The 14,443-nt window shown below is 65.4% G+C and carries 14 protein-coding genes and 4 pseudogenes; 6 read left to right on the forward strand and 12 right to left on the reverse strand.

The window, feature by feature from the left end; translation table 11 throughout:
• Window positions 1-8 precede the first annotated feature (8 nt).
• Window positions 9-281, reverse strand: a complete 273-nt coding sequence (locus OUO20_RS17045) for a DUF2277 domain-containing protein (protein WP_018769819.1) — start codon at window positions 279-281, stop codon at window positions 9-11.
• Window positions 282-491: 210 nt separating this feature from the next.
• Here OUO20_RS17045 and OUO20_RS17050 point away from each other — a divergent pair, with 210 nt between their 5' ends.
• The gene (locus OUO20_RS17050; protein ID WP_268002233.1) at window positions 492-755 is read left to right on the forward strand and encodes a WXG100 family type VII secretion target; all 264 of its coding nucleotides are present in this window, start codon (window positions 492-494) and stop codon (window positions 753-755) included.
• Between the two features lie 102 nt (window positions 756-857).
• Here the strand turns inward: OUO20_RS17050 and OUO20_RS17055 are convergent, their stop codons facing one another.
• On the reverse strand, window positions 858-1,904 hold the full coding sequence (locus OUO20_RS17055) for an EamA family transporter (RefSeq protein WP_268002234.1): 1,047 nt from the start codon (window positions 1,902-1,904) through the stop codon (window positions 858-860).
• 71 nt (window positions 1,905-1,975) lie between these two features.
• Between OUO20_RS17055 and OUO20_RS17060 the strand changes: the two genes are divergently transcribed.
• On the forward strand, window positions 1,976-2,521 hold the full coding sequence (locus OUO20_RS17060; protein WP_018769822.1) for a CGNR zinc finger domain-containing protein: 546 nt from the start codon (window positions 1,976-1,978) through the stop codon (window positions 2,519-2,521).
• 39 nt (window positions 2,522-2,560) lie between these two features.
• On the opposite strand, the gene OUO20_RS17065 is transcribed toward OUO20_RS17060, so the two are convergent.
• From OUO20_RS17065 to OUO20_RS17075, 3 genes and pseudogenes are all read right to left on the reverse strand, one after another.
• Window positions 2,561-2,938, reverse strand: a complete 378-nt coding sequence (locus OUO20_RS17065; RefSeq protein WP_018769823.1) for a hypothetical protein — start codon at window positions 2,936-2,938, stop codon at window positions 2,561-2,563.
• Window positions 2,939-3,037: 99 nt separating this feature from the next.
• On the reverse strand, window positions 3,038-3,628 hold the full coding sequence (locus OUO20_RS17070) for a hypothetical protein (protein WP_268002235.1): 591 nt from the start codon (window positions 3,626-3,628) through the stop codon (window positions 3,038-3,040).
• Window positions 3,629-3,673: 45 nt separating this feature from the next.
• Window positions 3,674-4,997: pseudogene (locus tag OUO20_RS17075) on the reverse strand (MATE family efflux transporter).
• 136 nt (window positions 4,998-5,133) lie between these two features.
• On the opposite strand from OUO20_RS17075, the gene OUO20_RS17080 reads away from it, so the two are divergent.
• Together OUO20_RS17080 and OUO20_RS17085 are read left to right on the forward strand one after the other, a co-directional pair.
• Entirely contained in the window at window positions 5,134-5,568 is a 435-nt protein-coding gene (locus OUO20_RS17080) for a DoxX family protein (RefSeq protein WP_026265854.1), read from the forward strand.
• Window positions 5,569-5,709: 141 nt separating this feature from the next.
• Entirely contained in the window at window positions 5,710-6,720 is a 1,011-nt protein-coding gene (locus tag OUO20_RS17085) for an acyl-CoA thioesterase (RefSeq protein ID WP_268002236.1), read from the forward strand.
• Here the strand turns inward: OUO20_RS17085 and dnaB are convergent.
• A pseudogene (gene dnaB / locus OUO20_RS17090) lies at window positions 6,717-8,098 on the reverse strand (replicative DNA helicase). The gene OUO20_RS17085 and the pseudogene dnaB overlap by 4 nt on opposite strands.
• Window positions 8,099-8,740: 642 nt before the next feature.
• Between dnaB and OUO20_RS17095 the strand changes: the two are divergent.
• A complete protein-coding gene (locus tag OUO20_RS17095; protein WP_056392372.1) occupies window positions 8,741-9,046 on the forward strand; it encodes a hypothetical protein in 306 nt (101 codons plus the stop codon).
• A gap of 14 nt (window positions 9,047-9,060) precedes the next feature.
• Window positions 9,061-9,627 carry a hypothetical protein gene (locus OUO20_RS17100; RefSeq protein ID WP_134164953.1) on the forward strand — a complete coding sequence of 189 codons (567 nt, stop codon included), beginning with the start codon at window positions 9,061-9,063 and terminating at the stop codon, window positions 9,625-9,627.
• A gap of 118 nt (window positions 9,628-9,745) precedes the next feature.
• On the opposite strand, the gene OUO20_RS17105 is transcribed toward OUO20_RS17100, so the two are convergent.
• The 6 genes and pseudogenes from OUO20_RS17105 to OUO20_RS17130 all read right to left on the reverse strand — a co-directional run bounded on the left by OUO20_RS17105 (window position 9,746) and on the right by OUO20_RS17130 (window position 14,381).
• The gene (locus OUO20_RS17105) at window positions 9,746-11,047 is read right to left on the reverse strand and encodes a hypothetical protein (protein WP_018769831.1); all 1,302 of its coding nucleotides are present in this window, start codon (window positions 11,045-11,047) and stop codon (window positions 9,746-9,748) included.
• A gap of 262 nt (window positions 11,048-11,309) precedes the next feature.
• Window positions 11,310-11,935 (reverse strand): annotated as a pseudogene (locus tag OUO20_RS17110) (FMN reductase).
• A 107-nt stretch (window positions 11,936-12,042) separates the two neighbouring features.
• The gene (locus OUO20_RS17115) at window positions 12,043-12,891 is read right to left on the reverse strand and encodes a PhzF family phenazine biosynthesis protein (protein ID WP_268002237.1); all 849 of its coding nucleotides are present in this window, start codon (window positions 12,889-12,891) and stop codon (window positions 12,043-12,045) included.
• A 79-nt stretch (window positions 12,892-12,970) separates the two neighbouring features.
• Window positions 12,971-13,423, reverse strand: coding sequence for a 50S ribosomal protein L9 (gene rplI, locus OUO20_RS17120; RefSeq protein ID WP_018769834.1), 453 nt, complete (start codon window positions 13,421-13,423; stop codon window positions 12,971-12,973).
• 17 nt (window positions 13,424-13,440) lie between these two features.
• Window positions 13,441-13,680 carry a 30S ribosomal protein S18 gene (gene rpsR / locus OUO20_RS17125; protein WP_003800144.1) on the reverse strand — a complete coding sequence of 80 codons (240 nt, stop codon included), beginning with the start codon at window positions 13,678-13,680 and terminating at the stop codon, window positions 13,441-13,443.
• Between the two features lie 126 nt (window positions 13,681-13,806).
• Window positions 13,807-14,381, reverse strand: a pseudogene (locus OUO20_RS17130) (single-stranded DNA-binding protein).
• Window positions 14,382-14,443 lie beyond the last annotated feature (62 nt).

Consider the following 14,443-nt stretch of genomic DNA (forward strand, 5'->3'; position numbering starts at 1 on the left):
GCGCGGGCTCAGGCCGCGCCGTAACGGACCGCGGCGCGCGCCCTGGCCTTGGCCGCTTCGGCCTCCCGGTCCTTCGGCGGCGCCTGCGTCACCAGGGAATCCAGCAGGTGCTGCGTGATGTGGGCTATCTGGTGCACGGCCTCATCAAAGGCCTCCTGGTTGGCCTTGGACGGTTTGGTGCTGCCGCTGACTTTGCGGACATACTGCAGCGCCGCCGCGTGCACTTCCTCGGAGGTGGCGTGCGGCTCAAAGTTGTGAAGGGTTCGGATATTCCGGCACATACCGCCATGCTAGGCTCTTCCAACGCCTGGGATCGACCCCTTTTCATGGTCCCTACCCGGCGTCCATGGGGAGCCCGGCATGGGCAGGGCTGCCCATCGACACTGTTTTGGGGGCCGGGATAGGTTTGAGGCAATGGATCTTCCGGATGAGCCGGGGGGCCACTGGGGAGCCGATCTGGTTCGGATCCACGACCTAACAAGGAGAAACTGATGGCTATTTGGGGTGCAGACGTTGAGCAGCTTCGCCAGCTCGGCAGCAAGCTTCTGGCAGGGGCGTCCGAGATCGAGACGCAGAAGTCCACTCTCACCAAGGTCCTGAGCGGCACTGACTGGAAGGGCCCGGACGCTGATAAGTTCCGCCAGGAGTGGTCCGGAACCCACACCACCATGCTTACCAAGGTTGCCGAGGCGCTGAAGGAAGCCGGCGCGCAGGCCAAGCGCAACGCCGAGCAGCAGAGCCAGGCATCGAACTAGGCTTATCGCCGCATTCCGGCAAGGGGCAGGGACACCAGGTGGTGTCCCTGCCCTTTTGTGTTGGCGTGCGACGCCGGTGCCCGGCTTACGGGACCTGCGCTCCTAAGGGACAGGCTCGACGTCGTTCGCGTGCTCAAGCGGTGACGCCGGCACCTGGGTGCCCTTTCCGCCGTCGTAAGGAGCAATGGTGGCGGGGGAACGCAGCTCGTCGAGCCTTACCAGGATGACCCCGCCGACGATCAGCACCCCGCCCAGGAGTTGGATGGTGCCAGGCAGTTCCCCAAGCAGCAGCCACGCCCAGACCACGGCGAAGAGGACCTCGGTGAGCGACACGAAGGACGCCACCTTGGAACCGAGGGCCCGGGCCGCCATGACGCCCGAGACGTACGCCAGCACGGTGGCCAGCACCACCAGCCCGGCAAGCGGCACCCACCACGGCGTAAGCCATGGGCCCAGGGTGGTGTCCGCAGTGCTGAAGGCCATGGGCAGCAGGCCCGTGGCGGCAGCGAGCCACATGGCGGCCGCACCCACCAGCAGGCCGCCGGAAGCCAGCACGATGGGCGGCAGCGTGTCATTTTCCTTTGCCGTGATGAAGAAGTAGATGGCCAGGCAGACCGCGGCAGCCATGCCCCACAGCACCCCCACCAGGTCAACCTTCACGGCTCCGGTGAGGTCAAGGACCAGTACCAGCCCGGCCAGCGACAGCAGCGTCCCGCCGGCCGTGAGGACGCGCGGGCGGCGTCGGCTGGCGGCCCAGAGCCACAGGACGATGATCACCGGGGCCAGGTACTCCAGCAGGAGCGCGACGCCCACGGAGAGCAGGGCCACTGCGTTGAAGTAGAACAACTGGCATGCCGCCACCCCGATGAGTCCGAACAGCATGATGGTGAGCCAGTTGTCCTTCAACTGGCTCCAGCGGCCCCTAAGCGCCCACGCCGCGGGCAGGGCAAGGATCAGGGCAGCTCCCGTCAGGCGGGCAGTCACGGCCGCCCCCGGGGACCAGCCGGTTTCCAGCAACGACTTGGCGAAGGATCCGGACAGGCCAAAGACGGCGGAGGAGAACAGCGCGACGCCGAGCCCGGAGGCCTGGAAGCCGGGACGCCTGGGGGACAGTTCCGGGGTGGGGGTGTGGTTTTGGGCGGCAGGCACCGTTGCCTCCTGTCAGGAGTAAAGTGGGGTAATGCTCATGACACTACGCTCAGGCGCTGTAAGGAGTCAACATGGTTTTCGCCCCTGACACTGAAGTGGCGCTGCGGACGGTGGTGAACCTCATCAACACGGCCGCGAATGGCAGGGAAGGCCTGGCCTCCGTTGCGGACCTGGACAGCTTCCTGGCCGCGGAGGGTTTTTCCGGCTCCCGGAACCGGGACGCTGCGGAATTGGAAAGCGTGCGGCAGTTGCGCCGTGAACTGTCCGCGGTATGGACAGCCGGTGAGGACGCCGCCGTGGAAACCGTCAACCGGCTGCTGCGGGACGCCAACGCGCTGCCGCAGCTGATGAAGCACGACGGATGGGACTGGCACCTTCATGCCACGGCGCCCGAGGCACCCCTTGCCGACCGGATGAGCACCGAAGCGGCCATGGCCCTGGCTGATGTGATCCGCAGCAAGGAGATGGACAGGCTGCGGATGTGTGAGTCAGAGGACTGCGATGCCGCCGTGCTGGACCTGAGCCGCAACCGGTCCAAGAGGTACTGCGATACCGGCAACTGTGCCAACCGTGCGCATGTTGCTGCTTACCGGGCCCGCCAGGCTGCTGCGGGGTAGGGATTTTCCCGCGCTTTGTCCGGCTGCCGCCGGTAACGGCTAGCGCTGGGGAGTTTCGTCAGTGCCATCGCCGGATGCCGGCGGGTTCTGGTTGCCGGGAGCTCCGAAGCCATGGCTTGGCCCTGCGTGCGGGGATCCTTTGGGCGCCGAACTCAGGTTCACCCCTGATCCCTTGCCCAGGTGTTCGGCGTTCTCCTTGTAGCTCATGGACAGCATTGCGGCGATCACCAGGGTGGCGATGAAGGCGATGCCGGCTGCGGTGAACGCGAGGTCGAACCGGGGTGCACGTGCGCTTCCACCGGAGGCGAAGATCAACACTGCCACGAAGGCGACGACGGCCCAGAATGCCGAAAACATCAGCGGCCCCTTCACCGAGGTCCGCAGCTTGCGCGGTTTTCCTTGATGCTGGTCAGCCACGGTGGTTCCTCCCTGCGGGCGGCGCACGGCCGGCCCGGTTTACGAATTGCGGTGTCGCACCGAATTTTCTACAGAAAGTAGAAGGGCGCTCCCCCTAGTTTACGGCTTCCCTGCGCCGGCACGGGCATCGTGCCGCAGCGTCAGGCCGGAAAGCACCCACAGGACGCCGGAAATAATGGCGCCTCCACCGGCCACGCCCAGCAGGGCATGGGCACCGAGACTGATGAAGAACGGCAGGAGAACAGCGGTTCCAATCCCGATGACGCCGGAGGCAATCCAGTCGCGGGCAAGAACATGGCGGCCCCTGTGCTGCAGGCCGCAGGCAAGCTCCAGGATGCCGGCTGCGCCCAGGCCCAGGGCTGCGATCACCCCGAACAGCAGGTCACTGTGCAGGAGGAGCACGGCAAAGCCTGCGCCGGCCAGGACCGCGCCGGCGGCGGACAGCAGCTTTCCGGCCGCCGAGTTCTGCGCGAATCCGGTTGCGGGGACGGTCCGCAGGGAAACCACACCGGCGGCCAGGAGATAGAGTCCCCCGGCCCAGCCCATGACCTCCACAGACGGTGACGTCCAGAAGACCGTCACGGCGCCAAACACCAGGGCAGCGGCCGCACGGAGCAGGACCGGCTTCCAGAGGTCGTGGCGGGCGGTGGTTCCGGGAGCAGCACCGGCGGGGGTGGATGGTTGTGTCACCGGTCCAGTTTAGTGGGGGCAGCTGGAAGGTCTAACCGGGCCGCGTCAGGCAGAGCCCAGCACCATCCAGCGGTCGGACCGGGCACGCAGGCCCAGCGTCACGGCGCGCGCCGCCATATACCCCAGCGCGAAGGCCACCCAAAGCCATGCGAGCCCGGTGGTGCCGGTGGCACCGGACCAGGCAACCGCTGCCAGCAGCGGCACGTAGACGGCAAGGTTCACCAGCCCCGCCAGCGCGAGGTACCGCGCGTCCCCTGCGCCGATCAGCACACCGTCCAGGACAAAGACATAGCCGGCGATCGGCTGCCCGGCCGCCAGGATCCAGAGGGCAGCGGTGAGTGCCTGCTGCACCTGGGGGTCCGTGGTGAACAGAGCCCCGGCCGAGGGGCTGCCGCTGCCAGCAGCAGGCCCGTCACCACGCCGAACCCCGCGCCCCAGCGGATCATCGTTCCGGTCAGCAGCCGGGCCCTGGCGGCATGGGACGCGCCGAGCTCCTTGCCAATGAGCGCCTGCGCCGCGATCGCCAGGGCATCCAGCGCGAACGCCAGGAAGGAAAAAATGGTCATGGCCAGCTGGTGGGCGGCAAGGTTGACCTCCCCTGGGCCGTCACCACCAGCACCGTGGCCAGGATTGCGGCCCGGAGGCTGAGCGTGCGCAGCATCAGCCAGGATCCAACCCGCGTCATGCTGCGGATGCCGCGCCAGCTGGGGAGCAGGCTCACGCCCTGCCGCACTGCGCTGCGCCGCACCATCACCACATAGACAGCCGCCATGGCCCACTGGGCCAGGCTGGTGCCCACCGCGGAACCAGCCACAGACATGCCCAGCCCGTACACAAGCCACAGGTTCAGGACAATATTGACCCCGAAACCGGCCGTGGCCACCACCAGCGGGGTGCGGGTGTCCTGCAGTCCGCGGAGAACACCGGTGCCGGCGAAGATCAAGAGCATTGCCACCAGGCCCGGCATGGACCAGCGGAAGTAATCGACCGCAAAGGTCCGGACGCTGCCCTGGGCCCCCATCAGGTCAATCAGCGGTTCGGCCGCCGCGATGCCTGCCACGGCGAGGACCACGCCGAGGAGCAATGCCAGCCACACGCCGTCGCGCCCTGCCGCAAGGGCCTTGCCCAACTGCCCGTCACCAATGGCGCGGGCCACGGCGGGCGTGGTGGAGTAGGCCAGGAAGACCATGAGTCCGACGGCAGTCTGGAGCACCGCAGATGCCAGCCCCACTCCCGCGAGCTGCGCAACACCAAGATGTCCCACAATGGCGGAGTCCGCCAGCAGGAAGAGGGGCTCAGCCACCAGCGCGCCAAAGGCAGGGACAGCAAGGCGGAGTATCTCCCGGGCATGGCCTTGGCGGCCGGCCACGGCGGAGGGGGCGGGTTGTTGGGGCACGCTGCCAGCTTAACCGCGGCCGCCGACAACACGCTCCGGAGATGAGAAAGCCCACAGTCCCCCAAAGAATAGTTGACACTTCAACCATTGGTCGGCAAGAGTGGTATCCATGAACCAGTTACGACTCACCACCACCGCCCTCACCGCCCTGCGCATCGTCCTTGGCTTCCTCTTCGCAGCCCACGGATGGCAGAAGTTCAACGAATGGACCATCGCCGGCACCCAGGCATCCTTCGCCAAAATGGGGGTTCCGGCAGCCGGGCTCGTGGCACCCGCCGTCGCCGTCCTGGAACTGGCGGGCGGCGTTGCCCTGATCCTGGGGATCCTCACCCGAGTGGTGGCCGCCCTCCTCGCCCTGGACATGCTGGGCGCCCTTTTCCTGGTGCACGCTCCCGCCGGCATCTTTGCCGCAAACGGCGGCTACGAACTCGTCCTGCTCCTGGCCGCCGCGGCATTCGCGCTGGCGCTCACGGGCGCCGGCCGGCTTTCCCTGGACCGCGCGCTCTTCGGGCGCAGCAACTCGCGGCTGGCCGCCCTCGCCTAGGATCACTTGTCCCACCGGGTGCGACGGCGGCAGGTCACCCAAGGTGGCCGGCCGCCGTCGGGCTTAATCGCGGCACTCCCGCCGGGACGTTTGTTTCAGGCCCAACCGGCCGGTAACCGTGGCCCTCAGTAAGATCGCAGCATGACTGAGACCGGCCGCGCCAACTCCGTGACCCTCCGCTTCCTCGCTGCCCCCACCGACGTGGGGCACAGCGGCTCCGTGGACGCAGGCACGGTGCTTGAGTGGGTGGACAAAGCCGCCTATGCCGCGGCAGTGGGATGGGCCAAGTCCTACTGCGTCACCGCGTACGTGGGAAACATCCACTTCGCCGATCCCGTCAACAGCGGCGACATGGTGGAGGTGGAAGCGACCATCGTCTACACCGGCCGGTCCTCAATGCACATCCATACCGTGGTTTCCTCGGGTGACCCCAAAGGTGGCCCTGCCACCATGCGCAGCCAGTGCATGGTGATCTTCGTTGCGGTCGGCCCGGACGGCAGGCCCATCCCGGTGCAGCAGTTCGAACCCCAAACCCCGGCCGAGATCGAGCAACGGGACCACGCGCTGGCCAGGATCAAGGTCCGCGAGCAGATCGTGGAAGCCATGAACCGGCAGGAATATACCGACGCCGGTACGGCCGAGCGGGTGACGCTGCGGTTCATGGCCGCCCCCAAGGACGTGAACTGGGGCGGCAAGGTCCACGGCGGCATTGTCATGAAGTGGATCGACGAGGCCGCTTACGTGTGCGCTTCCCGTTACTGCGGCAGGGATACCGTGGCTGTCTTCTCCGGCGGCGTGCGCTTCTACCGGCCGCTGCTGATTGGCCATGTTGTGGAGGTTGAGGCCCGGCTGGTTTACACCGGGACCAAGGGAATGCACATCGCCGTCCATGTCCGTTCGGGCGATCCGAAAGGCCGTGAACTGGCCCTCACCACATACTGCCTCACCGTGATGGTGGCGCGCGACGACGAGGGCAACTCCGTGCCCGTCCCCGCCTGGGTGCCGGTCAGCGAGGAGGACAAGCGGCTCCACGCCCACGCCCGCGAACTCCTGGAGATCCGGGGAACAGCGCCCGGCAACCGCCTGCCGAACCACCTGCTGGCCGCCGCAGGGCCTGCCGGCGGCGGAACCAGCGCCCGCCGGGATACTTAGAAGCCGCCGCCGCCGGTATCGCCGGCCATGTTGGCGAAGCGGGAGTAGTGGCCCTGGAAGGCCACCACAATGTCCTTGGTGGGACCGTTACGGTGTTTGGCCACAAGGATGTCCGCTTCTCCGGCACGGGGTGATTCCTTGTCGTAGACGTCCTCGCGGTGGAGCAGGATCACCATGTCCGCGTCCTGCTCGATGGAGCCGGACTCGCGGAGGTCGGACACCATGGGCCGCTTGTCCTGCCGCTGTTCCGATCCACGGTTCAGCTGGGACAGCGCGATCACGGGGACCTGGAGTTCCTTGGCCAGGAGCTTGAGCGCACGCGAAAACTCGGAGACTTCCTGCTGGCGGGACTCCACCTTCTTTCCCGAGCTCATGAGCTGCAGGTAGTCCAGGATGACCAGCTTGAGGTCGTGCTGCTGCTTCAGGCGGCGGCATTTGGCCCGGATTTCCATCAGGGACATGTTGGGGCTGTCATCAATGAACAGCGGTGCATCATTCATCCGGCCCATGGTGGTGGCGATCTTGGACCACTGTTCGTCCTTGATGGTGCCCTTGCGGAGGTCCTGGAGACCAATGGTGGCCTCGGCAGACAGCAGGCGCATGGCGATCTCATTCCGGCCCATTTCCAGCGAAAACATGACGGTGGCGAGGTTGTTCTTGATGGCTGCGGAACGGGCGAAGTCCAGTGCGAACGTCGACTTACCGACGGCCGGGCGGGCGGCGATGACGATCATCTGCCCCGGGTGGAGCCCGTGGGTCAGCTCGTCGAGCTCATAGAAGCCGGTGGGCACACCCGTCATGCCCTCTCCACGGTGGCCGGACGCCTCGATTTCGTCCACCGTGGACTCCATCACGTCCTTCAGTACCACGTAGTCCTCCGCGGTGCGGCGCTCCGCTACCGCGTAAACCTCCGCCTGCGCCTGGTTGACCAGGTCCTCCACCTCGCCGTCCGACCCGTACCCCAGCTGGACGATCTTGGTTCCGGCGTTCACCAGCCGGCGGAGCACTGCCCGTTCGGCCACGATCTCGGCGTAGTAGCCCGCGTTGGCTGCCGTGGGAACGGTCTGGATCAGTTCGTGCAGGTAGGCAGGGCCGCCGATCCTGTTGATCTCGGCGCGCTTGGTCAGCTCATCGGAGACGGTGACGGCATCGGCGGGCTCCCCCGGCCGTAGAGGTCAATGATGGCCTCGTAGATGGTCTCGTGCGCGGGACGGTAGAAATCCTGCCCGCGGAGGATCTCAACGACATCCGCGATGGCATCCTTGGACAGCATCATGCCGCCCAGGACCGACTGTTCGGCCGCGATGTCCTGGGGAGGTTTCCGGCTGGCGTCCGATCCACGGGTTGTCTCGACAGGGTCCAGATGCGCGATTGACAAAGCTGCCGTCCTCAATTTATGCCCGGCCTGGCGGCCCGGCGATCCATCCTGTTCGCGGCACCCGGTAACCGGCTCCGCCACCTGCCCAGGTCTACCCGCTGGCCCTGACAATCAAGCGCCGGCGGCTCCGGATGCCCGGCTCCGCGGGAGTTATCCCCACTATCCACAGCTTTTCCACAGAGACCTGCAGGAGGCCGTGCGCCGGGCTGAAAACCGGTGCAGGCATACCCTGTTTTGACCGCGGAGAACAGGTACCCCGCTACGCTAACCGCCCTGGCGCCTGCCGCAAAGCCAGCATGCCGCAGGGGCTGTGGATAACCTGTGCAGTACGGGGCATACCTTGTGCACAGTCTGTGGGGAACACTGTGGATATCAAAGTTTTTTGTCGCCGCTTCCGCCTCTGACCTGCGGAAACACTTGGGACAGCATGTGGAGTAAATATTTCTTCCAAGGAATTTCATCCACAGGCCATTGTTGGCACCACTCGCGGAAAGCGGAGGTAAGGCCGGGCCGGGAGCACTTCGATCGGCGCTGTGGCACTACTCATATTCCCGTCAGGGAGTTTGACCCACACCAGCGGGGCGCTGTATGCGAAGCAGTGAATATGCTGTGGATAACCACGATCTGGATTAAGCTCTAGGTATGGGCGATCTACTGCTGGTGCTGTTGCCGGCGATAGTTTTGGTGGCGCTCATCTGGGGCATTGCCACAGCCCTGCGGCCGCGTGGTGCGGGCACCTCTGAAGCCGAAAAATACCAGCACGAACTTGCCGAGCGGTCTGCCCGGCATTACGCAGCCCAGGTCGAGGCGGCCACCGCCGCCCGCGCCCGGCTGGAGGCGGCTACCCACCCAAGCCAAAACAGGCAGCAGCGCATCCAACAGCAGGAACACGGCTGGGCGGATGACCAGCAAAGCAATCGCACCTGGCGAGGGCCAGGAAGTACATAGAACGGCTCGTGAAAATGGAATCGCTTGTGGTCCCGGTCCTTATCCTGCTCGCCGTGGTTGCGGGAGTCACCGTGGCCTACCGCGCGGCCACCAGGCGGAGGGCCGCACATACCGCCTCCCAGTCCCAGCCCGCTGCCACCCCACAGGAGCTGGCCCGGGCCGCGGCAGACCGGCTGTCGGAAGACGAACACCGGCGGCTTTATGCCCTGATTGCCCAGGGCCAGGCCATGGCTGCCATCAAGCTCTACTACGAAATCACGGGCGACGGGCTTCGGGCCTCCCGTGACGCCGTCGGGGCCCTGGCGGCCCATCCCCAGCCCTACCGGAGCCCCGAGTCGGCGCAGGCACCCGAGGCCGACGACGACGAGCCCCAGCGGTTTCCTTACCGCTACCGGGCGATCGCCAGCAAGGGCGACGTCACCCGCGAAGTGAGCAGCAACATGCTCAACGACGAGATCTATGGCAGGATCCGCACCCTTGCCCGCAGTGGCGACACCGAAGGGGCAGCCACTGCACTGTCCAAGCATTCTGATATCTCCATGAAGCAGGCCCGCGAGTTCATTGCGCTGCTGGACGACTGACACCTGCCAATTGAAACGGCTGTACGGCCGGGCTCCCATTCCTGCGAATGGGTCCCGGCCGTACTTGTCCTGTTTGCCTTGCCTGGCTCAGGATGAAGACGGGCTGGGTCCCGTCCGCCTATCCGGCACCGCCGGTGGAATCGTAGTAGTGCCAGTACCGGCTTGTGGCATTCACGTCAGCGAGCACCAGCAGGCCGCTGTTGGCCGTGCCCCGCGCAACACTGTTGACGTTCTGCTTGGTCGACGTGACGTTATGGACGTACTGGTCGGCGTCAACGATCCGGGCCGTCTTGGTGGTGCTGAAGCTGATGTTGTCCAGGGACGTGGATTTCTCGTAGATGGCCCCGCCGGAACTCGTGCATACCCCGGCATTCGTTGTGCCACCCGGCTTCGGATAGGTAGCGAAGGTACGCAGCTTGCGCGCTGCCTCGTCGATCATGACGATCACCCTGTTCGGGCACTCAGACACTGTCGCAATCGTGTGTGCAGACCATGTCGACGTAGACGTATTCAGTGCCAGCAACTGGATCAGCGGCTGGGACGCCGAGGTGTACGAGGTTTTGATTGCGGCAAAAACCTTGTCTGTTGAGGCATCCAGCCACTTCAGGTTCATGTGGTCGTCGCCGCTCCGCTGCCCCTTCACCGCCGCCACAGGAGTGGTCCAGGTGGTCTTCGACGCTCCGTCGACGTGGTAGCTCCAGTACATGCCGTCAGTGGAGTCCCCCACCTGCCTGCTCCACATCACACCGATCTTGTTCCCGCTGAACGCGATGACCGCCGAGTTATCGTCCACGGACACATTGCTCAACGACGCCGGATGGGCAAACGGGGTGCCCCACGTGGCGCCGTCCGTGCCGGTGACGTTCATATAGATCCGATTGCCCTGCTGCCACGTGGCCCACACCCGGCCGGTTGAGTCCTTATCAATGGAGATGGTTTCAGTTTTTTGATTGTTGATTTGGCTGGATCCCAGGCTCGTGTACGACTTGGTGCTCGAGTTGTAGCTGTACCGCCGCATAGTCGTGGGGAAGTTCGGTTCGGACGGCAGGCCGTCATTGACGAACCGGAAGCTCGCGACATACAGGGTCTTCCCGTCCCACAACACGTCATGGTGGGTGTTCGCCCGGGACTCCGTCACCACACCTGTACTCGTCCACGAACTTGTCGAGGCATTGAACCGGAAGATGCGGAAAGTGGAACTGCCGGCGTCCCAAAGGTTCCCCCACCAGGTCCCGTCGTTGAACCACAGCGAATTCGTCTGCCGCTTGGTCCCGGTGGGCGTTGCCGTCCCGGAGTGGGACGGGCCCTGGACGCCTACATCACCGGTAGCGGCGGAGGCGGCCAACGGCGCCACCAGACCACCAAGCACAAGCAGCAGCGCCGTCAGCAGTGCGGGAAACGCCAGTCGGCGTTGACGCATGCGGCGGCCCTCGGGACCGGCAGGTCCCCATCTAAGAAAGGGCCGGGAAGCCCCGGCACCCCGATCATGCTCGTCCACGTTGGATATTGGATGGTCTCTCAACTTCACTCCCCGGTGTTGAATTATCAGTCAACCCCCAGATTGCTCAGTGTTGGCGGTGGAAGGATCAATAGCAATCCCCGGACCGCCCCCTAAAACCCGCGGCCCGGGTCCCCTAACCCCGAAACCACGGGGTCCGGCACCGGGGGCGGCCGCCCGTGTGTCAGCGGTTCCCGGAAATCCCGGCCAGCAGCTGCTCGAAGGGAAGGGACTCCAGCGGGGCGGGCTTCCGGCCCGGTTGGGGCCCCTGCAGCAGAGTGGTGAATTCACCGGCTGCGCGGTCGATGCGGTCCGCCAGTGACCCCCGCCCTCTTCAGCTGTTCCCCAGTCCTGGGGTCCGGCAAAGACGCCGGTTGCAGCCATGCGCGTGCGGAGGTAGCTGAACAGTGGCCGCAGCGCGTAGTCCAGGACCATCTGGTGCCGGTCCGTGCCGCCGGTGGCGCCCAGCAGGACCGCCTTGCCGTCCAGCGACTTCGGGTCGAGAACATCGATAAAGGATTTGAAAAGGCCGCTGAAGGAGGCGCTGAAGACCGGTGTCACGGCGATGATGCCGTCCGAGGCCTCCACCCCGGCTATGACCTCGGCCAGGCGTGGTGCGGCATAGCCGGTGACGAAGTTGTTGGCGATGTCCACGGCAAGGTCGCGGAGTTCGACGACGTCCACCTCCACCTCGTAGCCGCCGGCCCTGAGCTGGCGCTCGGCGGCAGCAGCCAGCTGGTCAGCCAGCAGCCGGCTGGACGAAGGTACGCCAAGCCCTGCGGAAAGGACGGTGATACGGCGGGTTTCCATGGCATTCTCCTGGTAATCGTTCACTTCAGCATACATGCGTTTGCATCTATACCTGTGAACTGCCGCCGGCAGCGAAGTATTCCCGGACGTGAACCCGGGCCGCTGCGTCAGAGCAGGACGCTTCCCTGGATGCAGGTGGCGGAGTCCCCGCCCACCCAGATGTCCCCGGCATCGGCAGTGATGTGGATGCGTCCGGCGCGCCCCAGGACGGTCCCCTGCGAAGCCACATATTCCTCCGGCGCCCTGCCGCTTCCAATGAGCCATTGGGCGGCGCCTGCATTGAAGCTGCCGGTGACCGGGTCTTCGGCCATGGCGTCGCCGGGCAGGAATGTGCGGACCTCAAAGTCGGCGTCTGCACCCGGCTCGTGCGGCCCGATAACGCCGATCTTCAGGTCGCCCATCGCCGCCTGGTCCGGATTCAGGGCCAGCACCTGGGCCGCAGAAGGCAGCAGGACACCGATCCATTCCGGACCATTCACCAGCCACGACGCGTCAACGATGTCGGCAACGGACACCCGCAGAGCCGCGGCCAGTTGACGGCGGATACCCGCATCCACAGGCCCGAAGCGTGTCAGGGGCGGTGCCGCGAAAGCCAGCCTCCCGCCGTCGCGCTTTATCCGGACCAGCCCCGCAGCGCACTCCTGCACCACGTGGCCGTCAGACCGCGGCACTCCCCCGGCCTGCAGCCACGTATGGGCCGAGCCAAGGGTCGGGTGGCCTGCGAACGGAAACTCTTCGCTGCCGGTAAAGATCCGGACCCGGTAATCGGCGCGGGGATCTTCGGGAGGCAGGAGAAACGTGGTTTCCGAGAGATTGGTCCAGTTGGCGAAGTGTTGCATTGTTGCCGTGTCCAGCCCTTGGGCATCAAGTACGACGGCGAGCGGGTTGCCGCGGTAGGCCTGGCTGGCGAAAACATCCACCTGATGGAAGGGGCGGCTGCGTGGTGTCGGGTTCACCGGAGCAGGCTACCACCGGAAAACGAAAGACCCCCGCCGCCGGAGTCCGGCGACGGGGGTCTTCCGATGCAGTTGAGGACTACTTTCCTGCAACCACGTCGAGTTCGATCACAGCAGCAACGTCAGCGTGGAGGCGGACGTTGGCCTGGTAGGAACCAACCGACTTGATGTGGGCAGGCAGTTCAACCTTGCGCTTGTCGATCTTGCCGAGGCCGGCGGCCTCAACAGCGTCGGCGACGTCGCCCTGCTTGACGGTGCCGAACAGGCGGCCGGACTCGCCGGCCTTGACGACCAGCTTGACCGGCTTCGCGGACAGTGCAGCGGCCTGCTTCTGAGCATCTTCCAGGGAAGCGTGCTCGCGGGCAGCGCGGGCAGCCTTGATGGACTCAACCTGCTTCTCGCCACCCTTCGACCAGGTCAGGGCAAAGTTGCGGGGCAGGAGGTAGTTACGTGCGTAACCGTCCTTGACCTCGACAACATCGCCAGCAGCACCGAGACCGGTTACTTCGTGGGTCAGAATGAGCTTTGCCATGTTAGTTAATCCCTTCCTTAGCCGCGGCCAGCGCCGGAGTAAGGCAGCAGAGCAACTTCGCGGGCGTTCTTGATTGCCTGGGCGATCTTGCGCTGTTCCTGCACCGTAACGCCAGTGACGCGACGGGCGCGGATCTTTCCGCGGTCGGAGATGAACTTGCGCAGCAATGCTACGTCCTTGTAGTCGATGACAGTGATGTCAGCGGCCTTCAAGGGGTTGGACTTTGGTTTGGGCTTACGGAGTTCAGCCTTAGCCATCGTGGAGCTCCTATTCTAGGGAGCCCGTGGATATTGATCCACGGGATGGTGGTGGTCCGACGGCGGCAGTTCCCTGGGTGCCTTTCGGCTCCCTGGGAGGCCCCGCGCCGGACCGTTGTTTGGGTTTTAGAAGGGAGGTTCGGAATCGGGGCCGTTGCCCCAGCCGCCTGCGTTGGACACGCCGGGCGTAGCCCAGGGATCGTCCTGTGCAGCCTGCTGGTTGCCGCCGCCCCAGCCTCCGCCGGCGTTGGCGCCCTGGCTTCCACCAGAGTTGCCGCCGCCGAAGCCACCGCCGCTGTTGCCGCCGCCAAAGCCGCCGCCACCCTGTCCGCCGGAGCGCTGGGTACGGTTAACCTTGGCGTTGGCGTAGCGCAGGCTCGGGCCGATCTCGTCGACCTCAAGCTCGATAACGGTGCGCTTTTCGCCTTCTTTTGTTTCGTAGGAACGGCTCTTCAGGCGGCCGGTCACGATGACGCGCATCCCCTTGGTCAGGGATTCGGCAACGTTCTCGGCTGCTTCACGCCAGACAGCGGCGCGGAGGAACAGGGTTTCCCCGTCCTTCCACTCGTTGGACTGGCGATCAAAGGTGCGGGGGTGGAAGCGATGGTGAAGTTCGCTACTGCCGAACCGGACGGTGTGAACCGCAATTCCGGGTCATTGGTGAGATTACCGATGACCGTAATGGTGGTCTCGCCTGCCATCTACTGCCTCCTTGTTCGATCCTGGGTGAAGAGTGCGTGTCCTGCGGGGTAAAGAATGAAGA

This window comes from Arthrobacter sp. FX8, assembly GCF_026723805.1.
Lineage (GTDB): Bacteria > Actinomycetota > Actinomycetes > Actinomycetales > Micrococcaceae > Arthrobacter.

Bases quoted from the DNA above. Each gene is read 5' to 3' on its own strand.
- OUO20_RS17045 (WP_018769819.1), bottom strand. From the start codon at position 281: ATGTGCCGGAATATCCGAACCCTTCACAACTTTGAGCCGCACGCCACC.
- OUO20_RS17050 (WP_268002233.1), top strand. From the start codon at position 492: ATGGCTATTTGGGGTGCAGACGTTGAGCAGCTTCGCCAGCTCGGCAGC.
- OUO20_RS17060 (WP_018769822.1), top strand. From the start codon at position 1,976: ATGGTTTTCGCCCCTGACACTGAAGTGGCGCTGCGGACGGTGGTGAAC.
- OUO20_RS17080 (WP_026265854.1), top strand. From the start codon at position 5,134: ATGAACCAGTTACGACTCACCACCACCGCCCTCACCGCCCTGCGCATC.
- OUO20_RS17085 (WP_268002236.1), top strand. From the start codon at position 5,710: ATGACTGAGACCGGCCGCGCCAACTCCGTGACCCTCCGCTTCCTCGCT.
- OUO20_RS17095 (WP_056392372.1), top strand. From the start codon at position 8,741: ATGGGCGATCTACTGCTGGTGCTGTTGCCGGCGATAGTTTTGGTGGCG.
- OUO20_RS17100 (WP_134164953.1), top strand. From the start codon at position 9,061: ATGGAATCGCTTGTGGTCCCGGTCCTTATCCTGCTCGCCGTGGTTGCG.
- OUO20_RS17105 (WP_018769831.1), bottom strand. From the start codon at position 11,047: ATGCGTCAACGCCGACTGGCGTTTCCCGCACTGCTGACGGCGCTGCTG.
- rplI (WP_018769834.1), bottom strand. From the start codon at position 13,423: ATGGCAAAGCTCATTCTGACCCACGAAGTAACCGGTCTCGGTGCTGCT.
- rpsR (WP_003800144.1), bottom strand. From the start codon at position 13,680: ATGGCTAAGGCTGAACTCCGTAAGCCCAAACCAAAGTCCAACCCCTTG.